Source organism: Streptosporangium sp. NPDC003464, from assembly GCF_053588315.1.
Genome location: NZ_JBSFPS010000087.1, coordinates 1 through 23393 on the forward strand (window position 1 = coordinate 1; position 23393 = coordinate 23393).

Annotated in this window: 18 protein-coding genes; 7 read left to right on the top strand and 11 right to left on the bottom strand. The window is 69.1% G+C overall.

What is annotated here, in order from left to right; all coding sequences use genetic code 11:
- Positions 1-151 precede the first annotated feature (151 nt).
- Complete coding sequence (sodN, locus tag ACWDS7_RS20405; protein ID WP_306864426.1) at positions 152-553, bottom strand: superoxide dismutase, Ni; 402 nt, start codon at positions 551-553, stop codon at positions 152-154.
- 90 nt (positions 554-643) lie between these two features.
- Here sodN and sodX point away from each other — a divergent pair, with 90 nt between their 5' ends.
- Complete coding sequence (gene sodX, locus ACWDS7_RS20410) at positions 644-949, top strand: nickel-type superoxide dismutase maturation protease (protein ID WP_451930532.1); 306 nt, start codon at positions 644-646, stop codon at positions 947-949.
- Here sodX and ACWDS7_RS20415 read toward each other — a convergent pair.
- Positions 916-1461: a CGNR zinc finger domain-containing protein gene (locus tag ACWDS7_RS20415; RefSeq protein WP_451930533.1), complete on the bottom strand. Its 546-nt coding sequence runs from the start codon at positions 1459-1461 to the stop codon at positions 916-918. The genes sodX and ACWDS7_RS20415 overlap by 34 nt on opposite strands.
- Before the next feature lie 277 nt (positions 1462-1738).
- Here ACWDS7_RS20415 and ACWDS7_RS20420 point away from each other — a divergent pair, with 277 nt between their 5' ends.
- Both ACWDS7_RS20420 and ACWDS7_RS20425 read left to right on the top strand, forming a co-directional pair.
- Positions 1739-2944, top strand: coding sequence for an NAD(P)-dependent malic enzyme (locus tag ACWDS7_RS20420; protein ID WP_451930534.1), 1206 nt, complete (start codon positions 1739-1741; stop codon positions 2942-2944).
- Between the two features lie 339 nt (positions 2945-3283).
- Positions 3284-4642 (top strand): hypothetical protein, encoded by a 1359-nt coding sequence (locus tag ACWDS7_RS20425; protein ID WP_451930535.1) that lies wholly within the window; start codon positions 3284-3286, stop codon positions 4640-4642.
- Between the two features lie 146 nt (positions 4643-4788).
- Here the strand turns inward: ACWDS7_RS20425 and ACWDS7_RS20430 are convergent, their stop codons facing one another.
- The 4 genes from ACWDS7_RS20430 to ACWDS7_RS20445 form a co-directional block, all read right to left on the bottom strand.
- Entirely contained in the window at positions 4789-6381 is a 1593-nt protein-coding gene (locus tag ACWDS7_RS20430; RefSeq protein WP_451930536.1) for a trypsin-like serine peptidase, read from the bottom strand.
- 825 nt (positions 6382-7206) lie between these two features.
- Positions 7207-8271: a trypsin-like serine peptidase gene (locus ACWDS7_RS20435; RefSeq protein ID WP_451930537.1), complete on the bottom strand. Its 1065-nt coding sequence runs from the start codon at positions 8269-8271 to the stop codon at positions 7207-7209.
- Between the two features lie 136 nt (positions 8272-8407).
- Positions 8408-9577 carry a trypsin-like serine peptidase gene (locus tag ACWDS7_RS20440; RefSeq protein WP_451930538.1) on the bottom strand — a complete coding sequence of 390 codons (1170 nt, stop codon included), beginning with the start codon at positions 9575-9577 and terminating at the stop codon, positions 8408-8410.
- A gap of 206 nt (positions 9578-9783) precedes the next feature.
- Entirely contained in the window at positions 9784-11367 is a 1584-nt protein-coding gene (locus tag ACWDS7_RS20445; RefSeq protein WP_451930539.1) for a hypothetical protein, read from the bottom strand.
- Between the two features lie 766 nt (positions 11368-12133).
- Between ACWDS7_RS20445 and ACWDS7_RS20450 the strand changes: the two genes are divergently transcribed.
- On the top strand, positions 12134-12481 hold the full coding sequence (locus tag ACWDS7_RS20450; RefSeq protein ID WP_451930540.1) for an SSI family serine proteinase inhibitor: 348 nt from the start codon (positions 12134-12136) through the stop codon (positions 12479-12481).
- Positions 12482-12602: 121 nt separating this feature from the next.
- Here the strand turns inward: ACWDS7_RS20450 and ACWDS7_RS20455 are convergent, their stop codons facing one another.
- Entirely contained in the window at positions 12603-13718 is a 1116-nt protein-coding gene (locus tag ACWDS7_RS20455) for a trypsin-like serine peptidase (RefSeq protein WP_451930541.1), read from the bottom strand.
- Positions 13719-14035: 317 nt separating this feature from the next.
- On the opposite strand from ACWDS7_RS20455, the gene ACWDS7_RS20460 reads away from it, so the two are divergent.
- The 3 genes from ACWDS7_RS20460 to ACWDS7_RS20470 all read left to right on the top strand — a co-directional run bounded on the left by ACWDS7_RS20460 (position 14036) and on the right by ACWDS7_RS20470 (position 17729).
- Positions 14036-15496: an acetyl-CoA acetyltransferase gene (locus ACWDS7_RS20460; RefSeq protein WP_451930542.1), complete on the top strand. Its 1461-nt coding sequence runs from the start codon at positions 14036-14038 to the stop codon at positions 15494-15496.
- A 215-nt stretch (positions 15497-15711) separates the two neighbouring features.
- Complete coding sequence (locus ACWDS7_RS20465; RefSeq protein WP_451930543.1) at positions 15712-16674, top strand: zinc-binding dehydrogenase; 963 nt, start codon at positions 15712-15714, stop codon at positions 16672-16674.
- 176 nt (positions 16675-16850) lie between these two features.
- Positions 16851-17729, top strand: a complete 879-nt coding sequence (locus ACWDS7_RS20470; protein WP_451930544.1) for an oxygenase MpaB family protein — start codon at positions 16851-16853, stop codon at positions 17727-17729.
- Positions 17730-17809: 80 nt separating this feature from the next.
- Here ACWDS7_RS20470 and ACWDS7_RS20475 read toward each other — a convergent pair whose 3' ends face one another.
- From ACWDS7_RS20475 to ACWDS7_RS20490, 4 genes are all read right to left on the bottom strand, one after another.
- On the bottom strand, positions 17810-18541 hold the full coding sequence (locus ACWDS7_RS20475) for a helix-turn-helix transcriptional regulator (RefSeq protein WP_451930545.1): 732 nt from the start codon (positions 18539-18541) through the stop codon (positions 17810-17812).
- Positions 18538-19335: a DUF4097 family beta strand repeat-containing protein gene (locus tag ACWDS7_RS20480; RefSeq protein ID WP_451930546.1), complete on the bottom strand. Its 798-nt coding sequence runs from the start codon at positions 19333-19335 to the stop codon at positions 18538-18540. The genes ACWDS7_RS20475 and ACWDS7_RS20480 overlap by 4 nt, the downstream gene beginning before the upstream one ends.
- A 71-nt stretch (positions 19336-19406) precedes the next feature.
- Positions 19407-19583, bottom strand: coding sequence for a DUF6104 family protein (locus tag ACWDS7_RS20485; RefSeq protein ID WP_306864470.1), 177 nt, complete (start codon positions 19581-19583; stop codon positions 19407-19409).
- A gap of 109 nt (positions 19584-19692) precedes the next feature.
- Positions 19693-23364 (bottom strand): multifunctional oxoglutarate decarboxylase/oxoglutarate dehydrogenase thiamine pyrophosphate-binding subunit/dihydrolipoyllysine-residue succinyltransferase subunit, encoded by a 3672-nt coding sequence (locus ACWDS7_RS20490; protein ID WP_306864473.1) that lies wholly within the window; start codon positions 23362-23364, stop codon positions 19693-19695.
- Positions 23365-23393: the final 29 nt, after the last annotated feature.

Sequence of the window (23393 nt, forward strand, 5' to 3'; positions counted from 1 at the left end):
ACGCTCTCCTCCTCGAAGACCAGATCGCCCAGGAGGTCGCCGCCCTACACGCCCGCCTCGCCCGCGCCACCCGCGCTCCCTCGCTCCTCAGTCCAGCTCACCGGCGCACCCTCGCGGGTCAATCGCGACGCTGCGCGTCGCGGCTCGCCGCTCAGGCGGCCTTGGTCGCCCAGAAAATCTTGGAAATCTCGTCGATCTTGGCCAGCAGGTCGTCGGCCTGCTTCGGGTCGACGGTGCCCTTGCCGCCCGCGGCGCCGGCCAGCTTGGTGGCGTCCCAGAAGAGCTGGTGCAGCTGGGGGTAGGTCTCCAGGTGCGGGGGCTTGAAGTAGTCGGTCCACAGCACCCACAGGTGGTGCTTGACCAGCTCGGCCCGCTGCTCCTTGATGATGAGCGCGCGGGTGCGGAAGACCGGGTCCTCGTTGGCGACGTACTTCTCCATGATCGCCTTGACGGACTCGGCCTCGATGCGGGCCTGGGCCGGGTCGTACACGCCGCAGGGCAGGTCACAGTGGGCGGACGCGACGTGCTTGGGTCGCAGAAGTCGTGCGAGCATCGGAAAATCCTTCCTTGATGCTGAGATCAGCATGGTCCAGTACCGACCTTACTCGTCTTCGAAAAGCCCGTGTGTAAGGGGGTTGCGCCCGTGAGAGTCCGTGTCGACGGGGATTCGATGCTGCCCGCGCTGTGCTCCGGGGACTGGCTCTGGGTGCGCCGCGGCGCCCGGATCAGGCCGGGAGATCTGGTCGTCGCCCGGCTCCCCGCCGACCCGTCGCGGCTGATCGTCAAACGGGCCGCCTGGGAGGCGGACGGGGGATGGTGGCTGGAGAGCGACAACCAGCGGGCCTCCGGGCGCCGTGACAGCTGGGACTTCGGCGCCGTGCCGCCGTCGCTGCTCGTCGGCCGGGTGGTGCTGCGCTACTGGCCGTTGACCTTCCGGCGGGCGCGATAGGCGGCCACGTTCGCCCGGCTGGCGCACCGCTCGGAGCAGTAGCGCCGCGACCGGTTGGAGGAGGTGTCGAGGTAGGCCCGGCGGCAGGGCGGCGCCTGGCAGAGACCGAGCCGGTTCACGCCGAGGTCGGTCACGATGGTGGCCAGGCCCATGACGGCGCCCACGGCGTACTGGTCGGCCATCCGGCCGCCCTCGGTGAGGTGCAGGTGCCAGCGCTCGCCGTCGTGGCCGGAGATCTGCGGCTGGACCGGATGCTGGATCAGCAGCGAGTTGAGCCGGTCGACCACGTCCTGCTCGTCGCCGCCGGCGGCGGACTCGAACACGGTCACCAGCTCTTCGCGCAGGTCACGCAGGGCGTCGAGATCGCCCCGGGTGATGCGGCAGCCGGGACGGTAACGGCGGCCCTCCTCCAGGAGGGCGCGCAGCCCGTCCAGACCGGTCAGTCGGTCGGGGCTGTTGATGAGCAGCACAGCCAACTCGGCGTAGGAGGTCAGATCCACCGGGCGGTCCATCGATGTAAGAGACGAATGGGGCTCTGAGTATTACACGCACGGAGGGGCCGCACCATGTCAATGAACGAGGCCGACATCATGTCAACGGAAGTGAGCAATCTCTGTCACTGGTGAGAGTCTCACCATGTGGCACAATCGAGCGACGGGTGACCCCCGTACCCCTCCAGACGACCGTTCTCAGCGAGCGGGCCCGAGCGGCTACCGAAGCCGGGCCACGCCCGCCACGGCGTCTCCGAAGGAACCAATCCGTCTGTCTGACTGAACTACAGGGGTCGCTGTGGCCGTTACGCCATCCTCCATCTCCATCTCCTCCGAATCCCTCGAATCCCTCGACCTGGATCCGGCCTTCGCCCTGCACCGCGGCGGCAAGCTGGAGACCCGCTCCACCGTCCCGGTCAACAACGCCGACGACCTGGCGCTCGCCTACACCCCCGGGGTGGCGAGGGTCTGCACCGCGATCGCCGAGCAGCCCGAGCTCGTCAACGACTACACCTGGGTGTCCAACGTGGTCGCCGTCGTCTCCGACGGCACCGCCGTGCTCGGGCTCGGCGACATCGGGCCCGCCGCCGCCATGCCGGTGATGGAGGGCAAGGCCCTGCTGTTCAAGCAGTTCGCCGGTGTCGACGCGGTGCCGATCTGCCTCGACTGCACCGAGGTGGACGCGCTGGTCGAGACGGTGGTGCGGCTCGCGCCCTCCTTCGGCGGCATCAACCTCGAGGACATCAGCGCGCCGCGCTGCTTCGAGGTCGAAGACCGGCTGCGCGGGCTCCTGGACATCCCCGTCTTCCACGACGACCAGCACGGCACCGCGATCGTCGTGCTGGCGGCGCTGACCAACGCCGCCCGGCTGACCGGCCGCTCGCTGGGCGACCTGCGGGCCGTGGTGGCGGGCGCCGGAGCCTCCGGCGTGGCGGTCAGCCGCATCCTGCTCAACGCGGGCATCGGTGACATCGCGGTGTCCGACTCCAAGGGCCTGATCCACCAGGGCCGCGACGGCCTCAACCCGGTGAAGGAGGCGCTGGCGCGCGACACCAACCGGGCCGCCCTGCGGGGCTCCACGGAGGAGGCGCTGGCCGGTGCCGACGTGTTCGTCGGGCTCTCGGGCTCGACGGTGTCGGAGGCGGCCATCGCCTCGATGGCGCCCGGCGCGATCGTCTTCGCGCTGTCCAACCCGGAGCCCGAGGTGCACCCGGCGGTCGCCGGCCGGCACGCCCAGGTGGTGGCGACCGGCCGCTCCGACTTCCCCAACCAGATCAACAACGTGCTGGCCTTCCCCGGCGTCTTCCGGGGGGCGCTCGACGTCCGCGCCACCACCATCACCGAAAACATGAAGGTGGCCGCGGCCCAGGCGCTGGCCGCGGTGGTCGGCGACGATCTGTCGGCCGACTACGTGATCCCGAGCCCCTTCGACGGGCGCGTGGCCCCCGCGGTCATCGCCGCGGTCGCCGCGCAGGCCCGCGCCGACGGGGTCGCCCGCCTCTAGCCGCCTCCGGCGGCGCCGTCCCCGTCCCCGTCCGTCCGCGGGCGTCGGTCCCGGTCCGTACCCAGGTCCGGGCCCGCCCGCGCCGACGGCGCCGCCACCCGTGCAGCCCTTCGGGCGCGTCCGCGAAGACCTCCGGATCCGCCTGTGAAGACGCCTCTCGCCCGATCGGGCAAGAGGCGTCTTCTGCTTTTGGGAAATTCAAAAAACAGTCACGGATCGTGCTATAAAAAAAGCTCTCCGTCACCTATCGGGCAAGAGTGTGCACGAGGGACGGATACGGGCGCAGGGGGGCGCGGACGGGTTCCGGCGCCCCGGCGGCTTCTCACGGTGAGGAGAGCGGTGGAACGCGAGCCCAACCAATTGCTTCAGCGACTCATCGCTGAAGCGGGTTTCACACACAAAGGACTGTCCCGCAGGGTCAACGATCTCGGCGCGGCCCGGGGTCTGCCAGGCCTGAAGTACGACCACAGCTCCGTGCTGCGCTGGATCGGCGGCCGGCGGCCGAGGGATCCGGTGCCGGGACTGCTGGCGGAGATCTTCGCACTCCGGCTCGGCCGGACGGTCAGCCCGGAAGATCTCGGTCTGCCGGTCGTCTCGACCCCTTCCGACCTCGGGCAGGAGTTCACACATACATGGCAGGAGGGGATCGCGACCGTGACGGCACTGTGGCGGGGAGATGTTGAGAGACGCAGGTTCCTGCTCGATTCGACCTTCGCGATCGGGGCCGGGTCCGCCGGCGCCCTGCGCTGGCTGACCCTCCCGCTGGAGGGCCGTCCCGTCGCGGGCGGCGCCCGGCGGGTGGGCATGGCCGACATCGAGGCGATCCGGGAGGTCACCCGGTCCTTCGGCGAGCTGGACAACAGGTTCGGCGGTGGCAGGGTCCGCTCGGCGGTCGTGAAATATCTGGACACGGCGGTCGCGCCGCTGCTCAGCGACGGCTCCTACGGCGAGAGCACCGGCAAGGCGCTGGCGTCGGCCGCGGCCGAGCTGACCCGGCTGGCCGGATGGATGGCCTACGACCTGGAGCAGCACGGCCTGGCCCAGCGTTACCTGATCCAGGCGCTGCGCCTGGCCCGGGGGGCGGGGGACCACGGACTCGGCGGGGAGATCCTCGCCGGGATGAGCCACCAGGCCCTCTACATAGGGCAGCCCGCGCACGCCCTCGACCTGGCGCGCGCCGCGCAGCTGTCGGCCCGTCGCGCCGGGGTCTTCGCCCTGCTGGCGGAGGCGCAGGTGCTGGAGGCCCACGCCCACGCCCTGATGGACGACCGGGGGGCGTGCGCCAACTCCCTGCACGGCGCCGAGCTGGCCTTCGACCAGCGTGAGGCCGGTGACGAGCCCGACTGGATCGCCTACTTCGACGAGGCTTACCTGTCGGCCAAGTTCGCCCACTGCTTCCGCGACCTGGGCGACGGGCCGGGGGCGGTACGGCACGCGACGCGTTCGCTGGACATGGACGGGCGCTACGTCCGCGGGCGCATGTTCAACCTGTCGCTGCTGTCGGCGGGGCTGCTCGGGTGCGGCGAGGTGGAGCAGGCCTGCGTGGCCGCCGGTCAGGCGCTGGAGCTGGCCGGGGGGCTGCAGTCGGCCCGCACCCAGTCATACGCCGCCGACCTGCGGCGGCGGCTGGCCCCCTTCGCCGGCGAGCCCGCCGTGCGGGAGCTGAACGAGCGGACCAGGGAGTTCAGCCTCGCCTGAGGCCGCGTCACCGCGGGCTCCGGGGGTCGCAGGCTCCCAGGTGGGACATGGGGGAAAAGGCCGAGGGGCCCGGCAGAAGCCGGGCCCCTCGGATGGAGCAGGGTGAGTTCGAGGTTTGGACCCCCGGACTCAGGTGATCGTCAGGACTACTTGACGATCGAGCCGGACCACACGTTGGCAGCCTTGTTGTAGATCATGGCGGTCTCGCCATCGAAGTACGCCGAGGTGCTCAGGTCGTAGCGGCCGTTCTTGTCCTGGTCACCGAACAGGCTGGTGACACCGTTGACGTAGCCGAGACGCTTGGCGCTGCTGTACTTGACGAGCCACGGGGAGCCGTTGGCGCCCGGGGTCATCGCGCACTTGAGGCCAACGTGCTCCTCGACCTTCTCAGCCGCGGAGACGTACACCTTGCCGGTGGTCTTGCCGTAGCACCACTTCGGCGTCGTGCCGGTGTAGGCCTTGTTGCCGTCGGGGTGAGCGTCCGCCGGGTAACCGAAGATGTACACGGTCTGGCCGGTCTTCTGGTTCCAGGTGAAGCCCTGGCCACCAACGGCCTCGCCGAGACGGCCGGTGTCCTTGATGAAGCCGTCGATGACGTAGTAGGTCTCGACCCAGTACCGCGTGGCGGTGGTGGTCTTGACCCACTTCTTCACGTAGAACTGCTGCTTGGTCCAGCCAATGACGTTGCCCTTGGCGTCCTTGACCTCTTCGAGGTTGCCCAGGAAGCCGCCGCTGGCCTTCTTCGCCTTGAGCTCGTTGTACTCCTCAAGGCTGATGTTGACCAGGTTGCTCAGACGCTCGAACTTGTTGCCGTTCTCCAGGCCGGAGGGGGCAGCGTCGTACGCGCTCTTGACAACCTCGGCGCCGACCAGCTTGACGCCGTCCTTGCCCTCGGCGATGTACTTCTCGATGTTCGCAGCAGCGTCAGCCGGCTTGGCGACGGTCTCGACCTTGGGGTCGACAGCAGCCGACTTGAACGGGCCGTCCTGGCCGTACTTCTCCAGGCCAGCCTTGTACTCGGCCTCGCTGATCGACTTCTCGTCCACGACCTTGGCGCCCGTGTACTTGTCGAAGTCAGCCTTCGTGACCTGCTTGGGGGTGCCGCCGCCGACCTGCACACCGTTGTAGACGGTGACGAAGGCGTAGTCCTTGTCACGGTCGTTGAACATGGTGTAGTCGTAGTGGGTGTACGCCTGCTTGCCGACGAACACACCGAACGGCGCCTTGCCCTGGTAGTAAGCCGGGACGAAGGCCCAGTTGTCCATGACACTGGCGTTCTTCTTGTCGTCGTAGACGCAGCTACCGGCCGTGGCGACCAGGTTGCGGTACTTCGACTGGATCGAGGTGGCGGAGCACCACTTGAGGTCGCCCTCAGCGTCAACGAAGAACACCTTGCCGATGGTGCGCGGCAGGTTGATGTTCTTGACGACGGAGGTGGACTTCTTCTCCTCGCCGATGGGGGCGATGGTGCCGGGCTTGCCGTCGGGGGTGTAGCCACCACCGGCGTTCAGCGTCGGCGTCGCCTTGGTCTCCCAGGTGTAGGGGGTCGCCTTGGCGAGGTTGTTGGTGTGGTTGTTGGCCGCGAGCCAGAACTTGGCGACCGCGACGGCGGACGGGGCGTCCTTGGCCATCGTGTCATAGGCCCAGTCCGGGTTGGCGTTGGCGGTGCCAGCCAGACCGGCGGCCAGCAGGCCGGTGGCGAGAACGGCGCCGCCGGCGGGGAGGAGGATGCGCTTCAAGGTGACTCCTTGGTCTGATGTGGAACGCTTCTTGCGTCCCATGCGTCAGTAAAGGGATAGCCAGAACATACAGGGCTGATCTTGAGGATCGGAAGCCGCTTTGAGGGGTAAGGACCCCATGCGCCGGGCCGAGATCATTCTGTGATGTTTGAACGGCTGCGGAGTGGTTGTTGTGTTTGAGGCTGATGCGCTGCGTTTCCGCAGATAGGCGGGAGCCTGTTGTGAATGTGACCGATGTGGCGTGAGTGCCCCGATACGTTCGGTCACGAGAGTGATGTGACGCAGATCACATCAGATCAATGGCACCGATTTGCCGGAAGTCACGTCTAACGCGCACGATCCGCCGCCGAATCAGGGGGAGGGAAGCCCCGGAAAGCCGGAAAAACAGGGCCTCCGAGCCTCCGCGAGGCCCCGGGTCGGGGTTCCCGGGCCCTCCGCAAGTCTCGGATCCGGCTCTCAGAGCCTCCGCGAGGCCCCGGGTCGGGGTTCCCGAGCCCTCCGCAGACCTGGATCAAGCCCCTGCGCCCCGGAAAATTCTTGGATCACGCCCTCCGGCCCCTCTGCGAGAGCCCGGATCGGGCCTCCGGATCCCGCGGGAAGCCTCCGGCCCGCGCTCTCCGGTCTTCCGGGAACCTCTGGATCCGGCCTTTCGGGCATCCCGGAGGGGCTTGGAGGGCCGCGGGAGGTCCCCCGATCGCGTTCTCCGGCCCTGCGGGCTCCGGATGAGGGCCGCCGACCCCGGAAACGGGTGCGGGACCCGGCGCACGCGCCGGGTCCCGCGGGTGGAGCTGAGGTGCCTGGGCCCCTTGCCGGGGCCGGACAGGCTTACTTGCGGACGATCGAGCCGGACCACACGTTGGCGGCCTTCTTGTAGATGTCGGCCGTCTCGCCGTCGAAGTAGGGCGAGGTGATCAGGTCGTAGCGGTTGTTCTTGTCCTGGTCGCCGAACAGGCTCGTGACGCCGCTGACGTAGCCCAGGCGCCGGCTGCTGCTGTACTGCGACAGCCACGGGCCGCCGTCAGCGCCGGGGGTGAAGGCGCCCTTGAGGCCGACGTGCTCCTCGACCTTCTCCGCGGCGGAGACGTAGATCTTGCCGGACGGCTTGCCGTACACGTACTTGGGCGTCACGCCGCTGTAGGGCTTGTTGCCGTCGGGGTGCGGGGCGGCGGGGTAGCCGAAGGCGTAGACCGGCTTGCCGGTCGGCTGGTTCCAGGTGAAGCCCATGCCGCCGACGTTGTCGCCGAGGCGGCCGACGTCCTTGAGGCCGCGGTCGAAGCCGATGCCGTTGTAGACCGTGACGAAGGCGTAGTCCTTGTCGTAGTCCTCGAAGACGTCGAAGTCGTAGTGCGTCCACGCCTGCTTGCCGACGTAGATGCCCCACGGCACCTTGCCCTGGTAGTAACCCGGGACGAAGACCCACTTGTCCATGGTGTGACCGTTGTTGGCGGTGTCATAGACGCAGTGAGCGGCCGTGGCGACCAGGTTGCGGTACTTCGACTGGATCGAAGTGGCCGAGCACCACCGGAACTCGCCGTTGGCGACGAAGAACACCTTGCCGATGGTCTTGGGCAGGTTGACGTTCTTGACGAGCGACGGGGTGGGCTTCTCCGCGCCGATGGGGGGGATGGTGCCGGGCCGCCCGTCGGGGGAGTAGCCGCCGCCGGCGGTCAGCCTGGGGGTCGCGGCGTCGGGCGAGTAGGCGGTCGCCTTCTTCAGGGCCACGTAGTTGGAGGCGGCCCAGAACCTGGCGACGGACAGCGCCGACGCCTCGGTGCCGGCCATCCTGTCGGTGGCCCAGTCCGGCGCGGCCTGGGCGGTGCCGGTCAGGCCGACGGCCAGCAGACCGGTGGCGAGTGCGGCGCCACCGAGGGGGAGAAGAGAGTGCTTCAAAAGAGGTGCTCCTTGCGCTGCAACGTCTCCAGAAGTCTGGAAACTGCGGGACGACAAGCAACAAACCTATGTAGGCCCCTGAATACAGAAGTGCGACCTAAGGCTCCCTTAAGGCGTATTTAAGACGCCTATAAGGTCATCTAGCCCGCTGGCTGTCCGCCCACCGATAGACGACGTAGGTCGACGCGATGAAGTACGGCGAGGAGATCAGGTCGTACTTGCGGTCGGTGTCGGTGTCCCAGGCGAAGCTGTTGACACCGTTGATGTAGCCGAGGCCGGTCTCGGGGTCGTAGTCGACCAGCCAGGGACCGCCGCTCGCCCCGCCGGTGAACCCGCACTTGAGCGCGACGCCCAGCTCGACCAGGCGGGCGGGGGCCGTCCTCCGGCTGGTGCGTCCGCTGCACCAGCGCAGCTTCTGGCCGTCGTAGGGCCTGCTGCCGTCGGCCTGGGGGGCGGCGGGGTAGCCGAAGGCGAGAGTGGACTGGTTGATGCCGCGCCTGACCACCAGGCCCTGGCCGCCGACGTTGTCCTCCAGGCTGCCCACGGACTCCATCTCATAGGTGTTCGCGGTCTTGCCCGGCTTCCACTTGAACCCGTCGTGCACGTTGACGAAGGCGTAGTCGTAGTCGTAGTCGCCCTCGCCGACGAAGCTCTCGTGCAGGTTGAGGGAGTGACCGACGTAGATCCCGTAAGGGGTGGCGCCCCTGTCGTAGCCCGGGATGAAGATCCAGTAGTCGGCGTTCTTGGCCTGCTTGGCGTCGTAGGCGCAGTGCCCGGCCGTGGCGACCAGGCTGCGGCTCTTGGAGGCTACCGCCGAGGCGGAGCACCAGTAGTCCTTGTCCCCGATCCGGAAGAACACCTTGCCGACGGACATCGGGGAGTTTCCGATGACAGGGGGAGTGTCCTTCGGGAGCGTGGGCCTGACGGTGGTGGCGGTCGCGCCGCTGCTGTAGGCCGTGGTGGCCGTCGCCTTGCTGCCCGCCGCGGCGGCGGTGGCCGTGGTGGCGGTGCCGGTACTGGTGGGCCTGGGAGAGGCGGGCGCCGAGGAGGTGCTGCCGCTGCTGGGCCTGATCTCGGGCGTGGCGGGGGTGTTGTCCTGCGCCTCCTTGAGCCTGGCCGGGCTCCAGTACTCCGCGATCCGCTTCATGTCCGCGCTGTTCTTGGTCAGCGTGATGGAGGTGATGCTGCTGGGCGCGTAGAGGGCGCCGTCGGCGTTCGCGGCCCCGGCGGACGCGGACATCACGAGCACACCACTGGCGACGAGGGCGCCGAGTGTGGTCGCGAACCGCCGTGCGCGGGGGAACATGAAGGCCGTTTCCTTCGGGGGATCAGGGGTGGAATGGAGGGCTGTAAGAGGTGATTTTTCCAGATCAACTAAGTTTTGGGCAGCTCAGTTGCTTGATCCGCTTTACACCGTTATCCAGTTAAGTCTTACCTGATAGGCATAAGCACCCCGTCAAAGGGTGGGAGAGCCCTGTGGCAGCGGCCCTCCCACTCTTACGACGTCGTCGCTCAGCCCGGGAGCTTGCCGGTCCAGAGGTTGGCGGCGTGCTTGTAGATGCCGTAGGTCTCACCGTTGAAGTACGGGGTGGTGACCCGGTCGTAGCGGTTGTTCTTGTCGCTGTCGATCGTCAGGCTCACGACGCCGTTGAGGTAGCCGGTCCGCGTGCTGCTCTTGTACTGCAGCAGGAACGGGCCGCCGCTGGCGCCCGGGGTGAAGGCGCACTTGATCGCCTGCTGCTCCTCGGCCTTGAAGGCCGAGACGACGGGCGCGGCGCCGGTCGTGCCGTAGCACCACTTCATGGTGTGACCGGAGTAGGGCTTGTTGCCGTCGGGGTGGGCGGCGGTCGGGTAGCCGAAGGTGAAGACCTTCTTGCCCAGCTTCTGGTTCCAGGTGAAGCCCTGGCCGCCGACGTTGTCACCGAGGCGGCCGGAGTCGGCCATGAGCACCACGAAGTACTTCGTGTGGAAGTACAGCTCCTTGACGGTGGTCTTGACCCACTTCTTGACGAAGTACTGGGTCTTGAACCAGGCGATCTCGGTGCCGTTGGCGTCCTTGGTCGCCTCAAGCTTGCCCAGGAAGTTGCCGTTGCCCTTCTCCTTGAGGAGCCTGGCGTACTCCTCCTGGCTGATCGGGGTCTTGACGGTCTTCCGCTCGAACTTGTTGCCGTTCTCGAAGCCCGAGGGAGCCTTGGCGTAGACGCTCTCGACGACCTCGGCGGCGGTCAGCTTGACGCCGTTCTTGCCGGTGGCGATGTACTCGTCGACGTTCTTGGAGGTGACGTCGGCGGGCTTGGCCACGGTCTCGACGGTCGGGTCGGCCGCCTTCTTCCAGTACGGGCCGAGCTCGCCGTACTTCTCGTAGCCCGTCTCGAACTCGGACTTGGAGATCGCCTTGTCCTCGGTGTACTTGAAGCCCTTGGCGGCCTCGTACTCCGAGCGGTTGACCTCCTTGACGCCCGTCTGCTTGAAGCCGTTGTAGACGTTGACGAAGGCGTAGTCGTAGTCGTAGTCCTCGAAGACGGTGAAGTCGTCGTGGGTGTTGACCTTGGCGCCGACGTAGATGCCCCAGGGAGCCTTGCCCTGGTAGTAGCCGGGGATGAACACGAAGTTGCTGAACGGCTTGTTCGTGTCGGTGTCGTAGACGCAGTGGGCCGCGGTGGCGACCAGGTTGCGGTACTTCGACTGGATCGAGGAACCGGAGCACCAGCGCTCCTGGCCCTTGTCGTCGAGGAAGAAGACCTTGCCGACGGTGATGGGCAGGTTCAGGTTCTTCGACCGGCCCGCGGACTTGCCGCCCTCGCCGGTGGGGGCGATGGTGCCCGGCTTGCCGTCGGCGGCGGCCTTGGCGGCGCCGGTCTTCGTCAGCTTGGCCGAGACGGTGGAGTCGGCGACGTAGCTCTTGGCGGACTTGAGCTTGGAGGAGGTCCAGTAGCCCGCGATGGCCTTCGCGTTACCGGAGGAGGTGAGCGCCGACGACTTGACGTCGGGCTGGGGCGCTGCCTGGGCGGCGCTTGCGAGGGGGACGCCGATCATGGTGGTGGCCACGAGGGCACCGCCGAGGGGGAGGACCAGGCGCTTGGCTCGGGAGTTCAATCTAGCTCCTTCTTTGTCATGGGCCACTCGGGACGACGGCCCACGCATGCGTAAAGAGACAAGACGAGACCGTACTAGGCAAAGAACGGTTAAAGAGCAACAAATCGGGCAGAAGCTCGGACCGATATGAGTTCGTTACCAAAATCGTGGAACCGAATTTTCAAGATCCGCGTCTGATCTACCTTCCCTTGACCGAACCCGCGGGCGTGTGCCGTACAAGACCATGACCTGCGAAAACATGAGAGTCGGTCGTTGCTGGGGCGGGACGCTTGGGGGACGCTGAGCGGGCACTCGACACGATGTGAAATCGGGGGATTTCATGCGACGTCTCTTCCATCTGGCAGCCGCCGGAGCCTTCGTGTTCTCCACCACGGCTGCCGCTGTGCCACCACCGCCGGTGCCCAACGGGCCCGGCCCGGCCGTCCCGCTGCCGGCTCCGCGGCCTGTCCCGCAGCCGGTGCCGCCATGGTCCGGCCCGGGTAGGCCCGGCCCCGGCGGGCCCGGTCCGCACTGGCCCGGTCCGGGGGGATCCGGTCCGCACTGGCCGGGGCCCAACTGGCCCGGTGGGCCCGGCCCGAACTGGCCAGGCCCGGGCAGGCCGGTCCCGCCGCGTCCGGTCCCGCCGCGTCCGGTCCCGCCGCGTCCGGTCCCGCACTGGCCCGCTCCGCACTGGCCGGGCCCGAACTGGCACGGTCCGTACTGGCCCGGCTCGCACTGGCCGGGCCCGACCTGGCTCAGCTCCAACTGGCCCGGCCCGGGTGTGCCGGTGCCGGTCAGGCCGATCGCGCAGCTGCTGCCGCCCGGCAGCACGAAGGCGTTCGTGCTGAGCATCGCCGAGGGGGAGAACTCGGCGGCCGCGGCCCGTCACGTCCTGCTGGTGTGCGACCCGCCGTACGGCACGCACCCCGCCCCGGTCGCGGCGTGTGAGGCGCTGGCCCAGGTGGGAGGCGACATCGCCAGGCTCAGGCCGCTGCCGAACCTGGTGTGCGCGATGGCCTACGACCCGATCACGGTGACCGCGACCGGTATCTGGGACGGCCGGTCCATCCGGTACGAGCAGACCTTCGGCAACGCGTGCTCGCTGCGCGGCACCACCGGTCTGATCTTCTCCTAGCGCGCCGCGGTCCCTGTGGCGCCGGAACGCGGAGGGGCCCGGTCGGGAGACCGGGCCCCTTGTCGCGCCGGGCCGGCCGAATGGCCTCACAGCCGGTGCGGTGCGATGTGCCGTGCCGCGGTCAGTTGGTCCAGCGGTTGGCCGCGACCTTGTAGACCTGGTAGGTGTCCCCGTTGAAGTACGGCGAGGAGATCTTGTCGTACCGGTCGTTCTTGTCGGTGTCCCACGCGACGCTGTTGACGCCGTTGAGGTAGCCGGTCCGGGTGGAGTTCTTGTACTTCAGCAGCCAGGGGCCGCCGCTGGCGCCCGCGGTGAAGGCGCACTTGAAGCCGGTGTGCTCCTGGAGGTTGTACTTCGGCGCGGCGGGCATGGCGCCGGTCGTGCCGTAGCACCACTTCATGGTGCGGCCGGTGAAGGGCCTGTCCCCGTCGGGGTGGAGGCCGGTCGGGTAGCCGAAGGAGAAGACCTTGCCCTTGACCTTCTGGTTCCAGGCGAAGCCCTGGCCGCCGACGTTGTCGCCGAGCCTGCCGACGTTCTTGATGACCGGCTTCCACGTGCCGGTGGAGTCCTTCTCCCAGTTCACCTTGAACCCGGAGTGGACGTTGACGAAGGCGTAGTCGAAGTCGTAGTCCTCCTTCACCACGAAGTCGTCGTGCGCGTTGAACCACTTGGCCGCGTAGATGCCGTAGGGGTTCTTGCCGTTCCACGCCTGGTCGCCGTCCCAGTAGGACGGGATGAAGATCCAGTTGTCGTAGAACCGGTTGGTCTTCACGTCGTAGACGCAGTGCGCCGAGGTGGCGACCAGGTTGCGGTACCTGCCCTGGACGGAGCTGCCGGAGCAGTACTTCCAGCTGCCCGGGTCCAGCGGGTTGGCGCCCGGCAGGGTGAAGAAGATCCGGCCGACGGTGTTGGGCAGGTTGACCTGCTTGCTCTTGGCCGACCTGGTGCCCTCCTGGCCGGTCGGCGGGACCGATCCGGGCCGCCCGTCGGGGCCGGCCGCGCTGGAGGCCCTGCCGCCCTTGACGCTGATGTCGAGGTCGCCGGTCGCGTCGGTGGCCTTGCGCATCCGCTCCGGAGACCAGAAGGCGGTGGCCTCCGTGGGCGTCTCCGAGGCGGCCGAACTGACCACGTCGCTGGGGGCCGTACCGGCGTTGGCGCCGGTGGTGGCGCCGATCACTCCGGCGATCAGGAGAAGGCCGGTGAGGGGGATCGTGAGGCGCCGTGCTCGGGGGTTCAATGGAGCTCCTCTCGTTCTCGGCCAGGGACGGGACATCCCTTGCCAGGAAAACGTTCGGAACGTTACTGAATGGATCAAGAAGCCGGATGGGAATTGACGAGAAAAGGCCGGAAATGGTTCCCCTTGATGCGGAGCTGTTATTTAAATAGCCATTAGTTATAATTTAACCAATAGGTATCCTCCCAGGTGAACAGGGATTTCAGGTCGATGGGGTGGCATCCCGGGCATCACTGGTAGCAGTCCTTACCGCCGGTTTCCCGGGTAACTCAAACAACTCCGGACTATTAACCCGAATGATGTTCTGGTTGGATGTCCGCATGAGCGTAGATCCTCGGACTCCCTGCCTCATCGGCGTCGCCCAGCACACGGTCCGCGAGCAGCCGGGGCCGGAACCGCTGGATCTGTGGGAGCTGGCCGCCCGCGAGGCCGCCGCCGACGCCGGGGCGCCCGGCGTGCTGGAGCGCCTCGACTCGATCCAGGTCGTCTACACCGAGTCCTGGCAGTACGACGACCCGGCGGCCAGGCTCGCCGAGCGCCTGGGCGCCGCCCCCCGGCACCGGGCCTACTCCACGGTGAGCGGTACGGCTCCGCAGCTGCTCCTGGGTGAGGCGGCCGGCCGGATCGCCGCGGGCGAGATGGACGCCGCGCTGGTCGCCGGGGCGGAGGCGCTGGCCACGCGCAGGGCCCTGCGCCTGGCGGGGGAGCGTGTCAGGTGGAGCCACCCGGCCGTCCCCAAACCGCCCTACGGCTGGGAGCGTCCCCCGCACCCGGACGAGCTGGCCCACGAGCTGTTCCTGCCGGTCCACACCTACGCGATCATGGAGACCGCCCGGCGGGCCGCGGACCGGGAGTCCTTGGAGGAGGAACGGTCGGGCCGGGGCCGGATGATGGCCCCGATGACGGAGGTCGCCGCGGCCAACCCGCACGCCTGGCACCGGGAGGTCCGGACGCCGCAGGAGCTGGTCACCGTGTCGCGGGACAACCGGACCGTCGGCTGGCCGTACACCAGGAGGACCGTCGCGGTCATGGAGGTGGACCAGGCCGCTGCCGCGATCATGGTCAGCACCGGGCTCGCCGACCGGCTCGGCGTCCCCCGGGACAGACGTGTCCACCTATGGGGGTGGGCCTACGCCGAGGACACCTGGGAGGTCGCGGCCCGGCCGGAGCCCGGCTCCTCCCCGGCGATGAAGGCCGCGGCCCGGCGGGCCTTCGCGCGGGCGGGCGTCGGCCTCGACGACGTCGGCGCGCTGGACCTCTACAGCTGTTTCGCGATCGCGCTCCGCTCGGCCTGCGCCGCGACGGGGCTCGACCCGCTCGACCCGCGGGGGCTGACGGTCACCGGCGGCCTGCCGTACGCCGGCGGGCCGGGCAGCGACTACGTCCTGCACTCCACCGCGGCGATGGCCGGACGCCTGCGCGCCGCGCCGGGGCACGGCCTGGTCACCGGGGTCGGCATGCATCTGACCAAGCACACCTACGCGATCTGGTCGACCGAGCCGGGCGGTTCGCTCGGCGACGGCGAGCCGGTCCACACCGCCGAGCCGGTGCCGATCGTGACGGGGTACGAGGGGGCCGCGACCGTCGCCGGATACACCGTCGCGCACGGCAGGGACGGTGCGGCCGACCGCGGCGTCCTCATCGCCGACCTGCCCGGCGGGGGCCGCGCGCACGCCCAGCTCCGCCACCCCGACCTGATCGCCGAGGCCGAATCCCGGGAGCTCGTCGGCAGGAAGGTCCGCCTGGCCGCCGACGGTCCGGTGAACGTCGCGACCTGGTGAAGGCCGTGACCGCCGGCGGCGGTGGTCCCCGGCCGTGACGGGTCCGGGGCGGGAGCCTGGGCCCGCCGGACGGGGGAGCGCCGCGGTCCCGGAGAGGAGCGGCGTGCCGGAGGGGAGTCCGCCGGACGGGGGAGCGCCGTGGTCCCGGAGGCGCGCGGCGCGCCGGAGGGGAGTTCGCCGGCGCCGTGGTCGAGCCGGGGGCGTAGGGTGCGGCCATGTTTGCCGTAACCGCCACACAGACCGATCCCGACAACCCGCTCGCCGGGCTCACGCTCGGCGAGCACCCCGAACCCAAGGTCCCCGACGGCTGGACCACCGTCACGGTGCGGGCCGCCGCGCTCAACCACCACGACCTGTGGACGCTCAAGGGCGTGGGCATCCGCCAGGAGCGGCTGCCCATCGTGCTGGGCGGCGACGCCGCCGGAGTCGACGAGGACGGCAACGAGGTCATCGTGCACTCGGTGATCGGCAGCGGTGCCGACGAGACGCTCGACCCCAAGCGGTCCCTGCTGTCGGAGGTGTACGACGGCACCTTCGCCGAGCGGGTCGCCGTCCCCCGGCGCAACCTGGTGCCCAAGCCCGCCGCGCTCAGCTTCGAGGAGGCGGCCTGCCTGCCCACCGCGTGGCTGACCGCCTACCGGATGCTGTTCGACAAGGCGGGGCTGGAGCCGGGCTCGACCGTGCTGGTCCAGGGGGCCGGAGGCGGGGTGGCCACCGCGCTGATCGCGCTGGGCCGGGCCGGTGGCTACCGGGTCTGGGCCACCAGCCGCTCGGAGGAGAAGCGGGCCCGGGCACTCGACCTGGGTGCCGACCGGGTCTTCGAGAGCGGAGCCCGGCTGCCCGAGCGGGTCGACGCGGTGATGGAGACCGTCGGCCAGGCCACCTGGGACCACTCGCTGAAGGCGCTGCGCCCCGGTGGCCGGATCGTGGTCTCCGGGGCGACCAGCGGCGCCGTCCCCCCGGCCGACCTGAACCGGGTCTTCTTCCTGCAGCTGTCGGTGGTCGGCTCGACGATGGGCACCCGCGACCAGCTCGCCCGCCTGGCCCGCTTCCTGGAGCAGACGGGCCTCCGGCCGGCGATCGACCGGACGCTCCCGCTGGCCGAGGCCCGCGAGGGGTTCGCGGCCATGCACGAGGGGGACGTGTTCGGGAAGATCGTCTTCACCGCGGCAGGCTGAGCCGGCCCTCCGAACCACTCCCGGGCCACCCCTGATCGGCCCGCCGCCGGTCCGCCAGGTGGCGGCGGGCCGGCCCGGAGCGGGGTGACTCAGATCATGATATGTAAGTAACGGGTTACTTTTTGACTTTCCGGATGATAGACACGGATAGGAGACGTATTTCCCGGAGGCCCGGCATGACCGACGCGACCGCACACCCCGACCCCGAACCCTTCGGCCCCGGCACCCTGCTGTGGGAGGGCATGGGGGACCACCGGCTGATGCTCCTGCTGGGCGGCGCCCTCGTCATGCAGGTCATGCACCCGGCCGTCGGCGCCGCGATCGGCGACCACTCGGTCTACCGGGCCGACCCCTGGGGGCGGCTCACCCGCTCGCTGACCTCGCTGCAGACCTGGGTGTACGGCGGGGCGGAGGCGATCGACGAGGGCAGGCGCCTGCGGGAGATGCACAAGGACATCCAGGGGACCGACGCTCAGGGCCGGAGATATCACGCGCTGAGCGCCGAGCCGTACGCCTGGGTGCACCTGACCGCCTTCGAGCGGGCCGTCACCATGGCGGAGTACTTCGGCCGGCCGTACACCCCGCAGGAGGAACGGCGGCTGTATGAGGAGGTCATCCATCTCGGCCGGATCCTGCGGGTCCCCGAGCGGATGTTCCCCGCCACCGTCGACGACTACTGGCGCTACTTCCACGACATGGTCGACACCACACTGGAGAACCACCCGACCGCCCACGACGTGCTGCGCACCGCGCTGACCGTGGGCCCGCCGCCGATCATGCCCGCGGCGCTGCGCGGACTGTGGGGCCCGCTCGGACTCACCTCAGGCCGGGTCAACCACTTCGTCACGGTCGGCACTCTGCCGCCCGCCGTACGCCAGAAGCTGGGGCTGGCGTGGACCGCACGCGACGAGATGCGGCTGCGCCGGCTCGGCCGGGCGGTCGCGGCGACCGTGCCGCGCCTGCCCGAACGGGCCAGATACATGCCGATCGCCTACCGGGCCAGACAGGCCGCACGGGCTCGGGAGCGTCTCGTCCGCGCCATGCGCGTCGCCTGACTGCCGGGGTACGGCCGGCCCGGGCATCCGGGACGGGAACCCCGACAGCAGGAGGGGCGGGCGCGGACCGTACAGCAGGATCACCGGAGCGCGTCGCGGATGCGACGGGCGGCGTCGTAGAGGGCGTCCTGCGCGCTGGCCAGCGTCTCCTCCGTCACCTGCGCCTGCCTGGCGTCCTCACGGATCTCCTCGACGAACTCGGCCAGCATCCGCCCGAGCCGGGCGTCGCTGTCGGGTGACCCGTGCCCGGCGAAGCCCTCGGCCCAGATGCGCTTCCAGTCGTGCTGCCACTCCTTGGTCTGGCGCTGCCATTCCTGCTTCTGGCGCTGCCACTCACGCTTCTGCCGCTGCCACTCGGCCTTCTGCTCCCGCCAGGCGTCGCGCTGCTGCTGCTTGGCCTGCCGCTGCTCCTGCTTGGCGCCCTGGCGCACGTCGCGCGCCATCTGGGTGAGCTCCTCGCGCAGCGACTTCACGGTGTCGCGCACGTCCTCCTTGACCTCGCGGGCGATGTCGCGGACGGAGTCGGAGATCTCCTGTTCGAGGTCGGCGAGCTCGTCGAGCCGGGCGTTCAGCTCCTCGCGGCCCTGGTCGGTGAGGGTGAAGACCTTCTTGCCGTCCACGACCTCGTGGGTGACCAGGCCCTCCTCCTCCAGCCGGGCCAGGCGGGGGTAGATCGTGCCGGGCGAGGGCGAGTAGACGCCCAGGAACCGGTCCTGCAGCAGCCGGATCACCTCGTAGCCGTGGCGCGGGCTCTCCTGGAGCAACTTGAGGAGGTAAAGACGGAGCCGCCCGTGGCCGAAGACCGGGCTCATGCCTGCTCTCCCTTCAGCAGAGTGACGTCCGCCGAGACGGTGGTCGCCGACAGGGACGCCATGCCGCCGCCGAGCCGGCCGGTCAGCGTCTTCACGCCGGGCTGGCTGGAGTGGTCGAGCCCGGGGAAGGCGGTGGCGAGCCGGCCGGAGGTGGAGCGGAGCGTGACGTCGGTCTCGACCGCGTGCGGCAGCCGGAGCACTATGTCGCCCGAGACGCTGTTCAGCGTCACGTGGCCGGTCGGGGGGAGCTCCAGGTCGGCGGTGATCCGGCCGGAGACGGTGGTGGCGCGCAGGCGGCGGGGCGTGCCCTGGGCCACGGTCAGCTCGCCCGAGACGCTCTTGAAGGACAGGTCGCCGACCAGGCTGCGGCTCTCCATGTCGCCGGAGACGGTGTCGGCGTGGATCTCGCCGCTCACCCCGTCGAGCACGATCTCACCGGAGACGCTCTTGACCGAGGTGCGGCTCTCGAAGCCGGCGACGACGGCCGAGGCGGAGACCACTCCCACGTTGACCGGGCACTCCTTCGGAACGGTCAGCGTCAGCGTGGTCTCCCGGCGCCCGGCACGGAGCCAGCCGAGCAGGCCGTCCCAGGTCAGGTCCTTGTAGGCGACGGTGAGCGTGCCGTCGTCCTCGTGGGTGACGATCAGGGGAGAGTCGTCGATGCCGGCGACCTCAAGGGTGGACGGGCCGTCACTGGCCAGCACTGCCAGCCGGCCCGCCACGATCCGGACGTTGAGCTTGCTCACGGAGTCGAAGGCGAGCTGCTCGGGTTTCTCGATGGTCCACTGCCGCATGTTCGTGACCTCCTTGTACAAGACACGATATGTCGCGTTGTGCGAGGAGGTCAAGATATATCGCGTTCTTCTTACTCGTCCTCGTCGTCCAGCCGGGCCAGCCAGGTGGCCAGCCGTTCCACCGGGGTCTCGAACTCGGGGTTCAGGTCGACGAACTCGCGCAGCCGCTCGGCCAGCCAGACGATGTTGACCTCTTCCTCGCCGCGGCGCTCGACGAGCTCCTCGATGCCCCGATCGGTGAAGTACATCCTTCTCCTCCAGTAACGGGAAGTCCCCCACAGAGGTTCCTGTGGGGGACTTCCGAAGGTGACGCCCAGGCCCTGTCCCGCGGCTCTTCTGCCTGCCGCGGGACGGGTCCTAGTTGAAGATCTCTCCCAGGATCTGCTGCAGCTCCGCCTCGTGCGCCGAGTGCGAGCCCGTCGCGGGGGAGGAGTTCGCCTTGCGGGAGACCCGCTTGATCGGACGCCCGCCGAACGCGTCGGGGTTCTCCGCCAGCTTCAGCGTCAGGAACGGCCACGGGCCCATGTTGACCGGCTCGTCCTGCGCCCACACCAGCTCGACACCGTCGGCGTAGCGTCCCAGCTCGGCCGCGAGCGGGTTGGCCGGGAACGGGTAGAGGCGCTCCAGCCGGACGATCGCCACGTCCCTGCGGCCCTGCGCGTTACGCGCCGCCGCCAGGTCGTAGTAGATCTTGCCGGAGCAGAGCACGACCTTGCGGACCTCCGACGGGCTCACCGTGGTGTCGCCGAGCACCGGCCGGAACGAGCCCGAGGTGAACTCGGCGACCGGCGAGACCGCCGCCTTGTGCCGGAGCAGCGACTTGGGCGTGAACACCACGAGCGGACGGTGCCGGTTGGACTTCGTCTGCCAGCGCAGCAGGTGGAAGTAGTTCGCCGGCAGCGTGGGCTGGGCCACGGTCATGTTGTCGTAGGCGCACATCTGCAGGAAGCGCTCGATGCGGGCCGAGGAGTGGTCCGGGCCCTGACCCTCGTAGCCGTGCGGCAGCAGCAGGGTGACGCCGGAGCGCTGGCCCCACTTCTGCTCGCCCGCGGTGATGTATTCGTCGATCACGGACTGGGCGCCGTTGACGAAGTCACCGAACTGGGCCTCCCAGGCGACCAGGGCCTCGGGGCGCTCCACGCTGTAGCCGTACTCGAAGCCGAGCGCGGCGTACTCGCTGAGCAGCGAGTCGTAGACGTAGAACTTCGTGGTGCCCTGGTTGAACGTCTTGAGCGGGGTGTGCTCCTCGCCGGTGAGGCGGTCGACCAGCACGGCGTGCCGCTGGACGAAGGTGCCGCGCCGGGAGTCCTGGCCGACCAGCCGGACCGGGTGGCCGTCGATCAGCAGCGACCCGAAGGCGAGGGTCTCGCCCATGCCCCAGTCGATGCGGTCCTCGGCGACCATCTGGCCGCGGCGCTGGATGACCGGCAGCAGGCGCGGGTGGGCGGTGAAGCCCTCCGGCAGGTTGAGCTGGGTGTCGACGATCCGCTTGACGGTCTCCTCGGAGATCCCCGTCGGGGTGTCGTCGTGCGACCAGGGGATGACGGAGTCGACGTCGACCGGGCGGGCGAACTCGCCGGTCGTCACCTTGGCCGCCTCGCGGGTCTCGGCGAAGGCGTTCTCCAGCTTGGCCTGGTAGTCGCGGAGCGCGCCCTCGGCCTCCTCCACCGTGATGTCGCCCCGGCCGATCAGCGCCTCGGTGTAGAGCTTGCGGGTGGAGCGCTTGGCGTCGATCAGGTCGTACATCAGCGGCTGGGTGAAGCTCGGGTTGTCCGACTCGTTGTGGCCGCGGCGCCGGTAGCAGATCAGGTCGATCACGACGTCCTTGCGGAACGCCTGGCGGTATTCGAAGGCCAGCTTGCCGACCCGGACCACGGCCTCGGGGTCGTCGCCGTTGACGTGGAGGATCGGGGCCTGGATCATCCGGGCCACGTCGGTGGCGTAGACGCTGGAGCGGGAGCTCGCCGGGCTGGTGGTGAAGCCGACCTGGTTGTTGACCACGATGTGCACCGTGCCGCCGGTGCGGTAGCCCCGCAGCTGCGACAGGTTCAGCGTCTCGGCCACCACGCCCTGGCCTGCGAAGGCCGCGTCGCCGTGGACGAGCACGGGCAGGACCGTGAAGCCCTCCTCGCCGCGCTCCAGCAGGTCCTGCTTGGCGCGGACCACGCCCTCCAGGACCGGGTCGACCGTCTCCAGGTGGGAGGGGTTGGCCACGACCGAGGTCTTCAGCTTGCTGCCGTCGGGCGAGACGAAGTCGCCGGTGGCGCCCAGGTGGTACTTCACGTCACCGGAGCCGTGCGCCGTCCGCGGGTCGATGTTGCCCTCGAACTCGCCGAAGATCTGGCCGTAGGACTTGCCCACGATGTTGGCCAGCACGTTCAGGCGGCCGCGGTGGGCCATGCCGATGACGGCCTCGTCGAGGTCCTCCTCCGCGGCGGCCGACAGCACCGAGTCGAGCAGCGGGATCAGCGACTCGCCGCCCTCCAGCGAGAAGCGCTTCTGGCCGACGAACTTGGTCTGCAGGAACGTCTCGAACGCCTCGGCGGTGTTGAGCCGCTCCAGGACGCGCAGCTGCTCGGTGCGGTCGGGCTTGGCGTGCGGACGCTCCACCCGCGCCTGGATCCAGGCCCGCTCCTCGGGGTTCTGCATGTGCATGTACTCCACGCCGATGGTGCGGCAGTAGGAGTCGCGCAGCACGCCGAGGATCTCGCGCAGCTTCATCAGGGGACGGCCGCCGAAGCCGCCGGTGGCGAACTCGCGCTCCAGGTCCCACAGGGTCAGCCCGTGCGACTTGATGTCGAGGTCGGGGTGCTTGCGCTGCTTGTACTCCAGCGGGTCGGTGTCGGCCATCAGGTGGCCGCGGACCCGGAAGGCGTGGATCAGCTCGATGACCCTGGCCGACTTGGCCACGTCGTCGTCGTGCGTGGTCGAGATGTCCTGGACCCAGCGGACCGGCTCGTAGGGGATCCGGAGGGCCTCGAAGATCTCGTCGTAGAAGCCGTTCTCGCCCAGCAGCAGCCGGTGGACCTGGCGCAGGAAGTCGCCCGACTGGGCGCCCTGGATGATCCGGTGGTCGTAGGTGCTGGTGAGCGTCATGACCTTGCTCACCGCGAGGCGGGAGAGCGTCTCGGGGGAGGCGCCCTGGTATTCCGCGGGGTATTCCATCGCGCCGACACCGATGATGGTGCCCTGCCCCGGCATCAGCCGCGGCACCGAGTGGACGGTGCCGATCGTGCCCGGGTTGGTCAGCGAGATCGTGGTGCCGGAGAAGTCGTCGACGCCGAGCTTGCCCGCCCTGGCCTTGCGCACGACGTCTTCGTACGCCACCCAGAACTGGCGGAAGTCCATGGTCTCCGTCGCCTTGATCGACGGCACCAGGAGCTGGCGGGTGCCGTCGCTCTTGGCGACGTCGATGGCCAGGCCCAGGTTGACGTGCTCGGGCTTGACCAGCACCGGCTTGCCGTCGACCTCGGTGTAGGAGTGGTTCATCTCCGGCAGGACTGCCAGGGCCTTGATGACCGCGTAACCGATCAGGTGCGTGAACGAAACCTTGCCGCCGCGACCGCGCGACAGGTGGTTGTTGATCACGATGCGGTTGTCGATGAGAAGCTTCGCCGGGACTGCGCGGACGCTGGTCGCCGTCGGGACCTCGAGGCTGGCCTCCATGTTGGCCGCGGTCCTGGCGGCCGCGCCACGGAGTCGGACTTCCTCGGCACCGGCGGGCAACTGCGTCTCCTGCTTGGGCTTGTCCGCCGGGGTGGCCTTGGCCTTCGGCGCGGGGGTGACCGGTGTGGCGGCCGGGGTCACCGGAGCCGCAGCGGGGGTTGGAGTGGAGGGCGCGGCTGTGGCCGCCCCCGGGGGTGCGGCTCGCCCCGACCCGGAGTCAGGGGTGTAATCAGCGAAGAAATTCCACCAGGCACGGTCCACAGACTCGGGATCCTGGAGGTACTTCTGGTACAGCTCGTCGACAAGCCATTCGTTTTGACCAAAGGCTGCCAGCGGGTTTGTCCGCGACGACTCAGACGACACGGCGGAAATCGCCCTCTTCCGCAGATCGG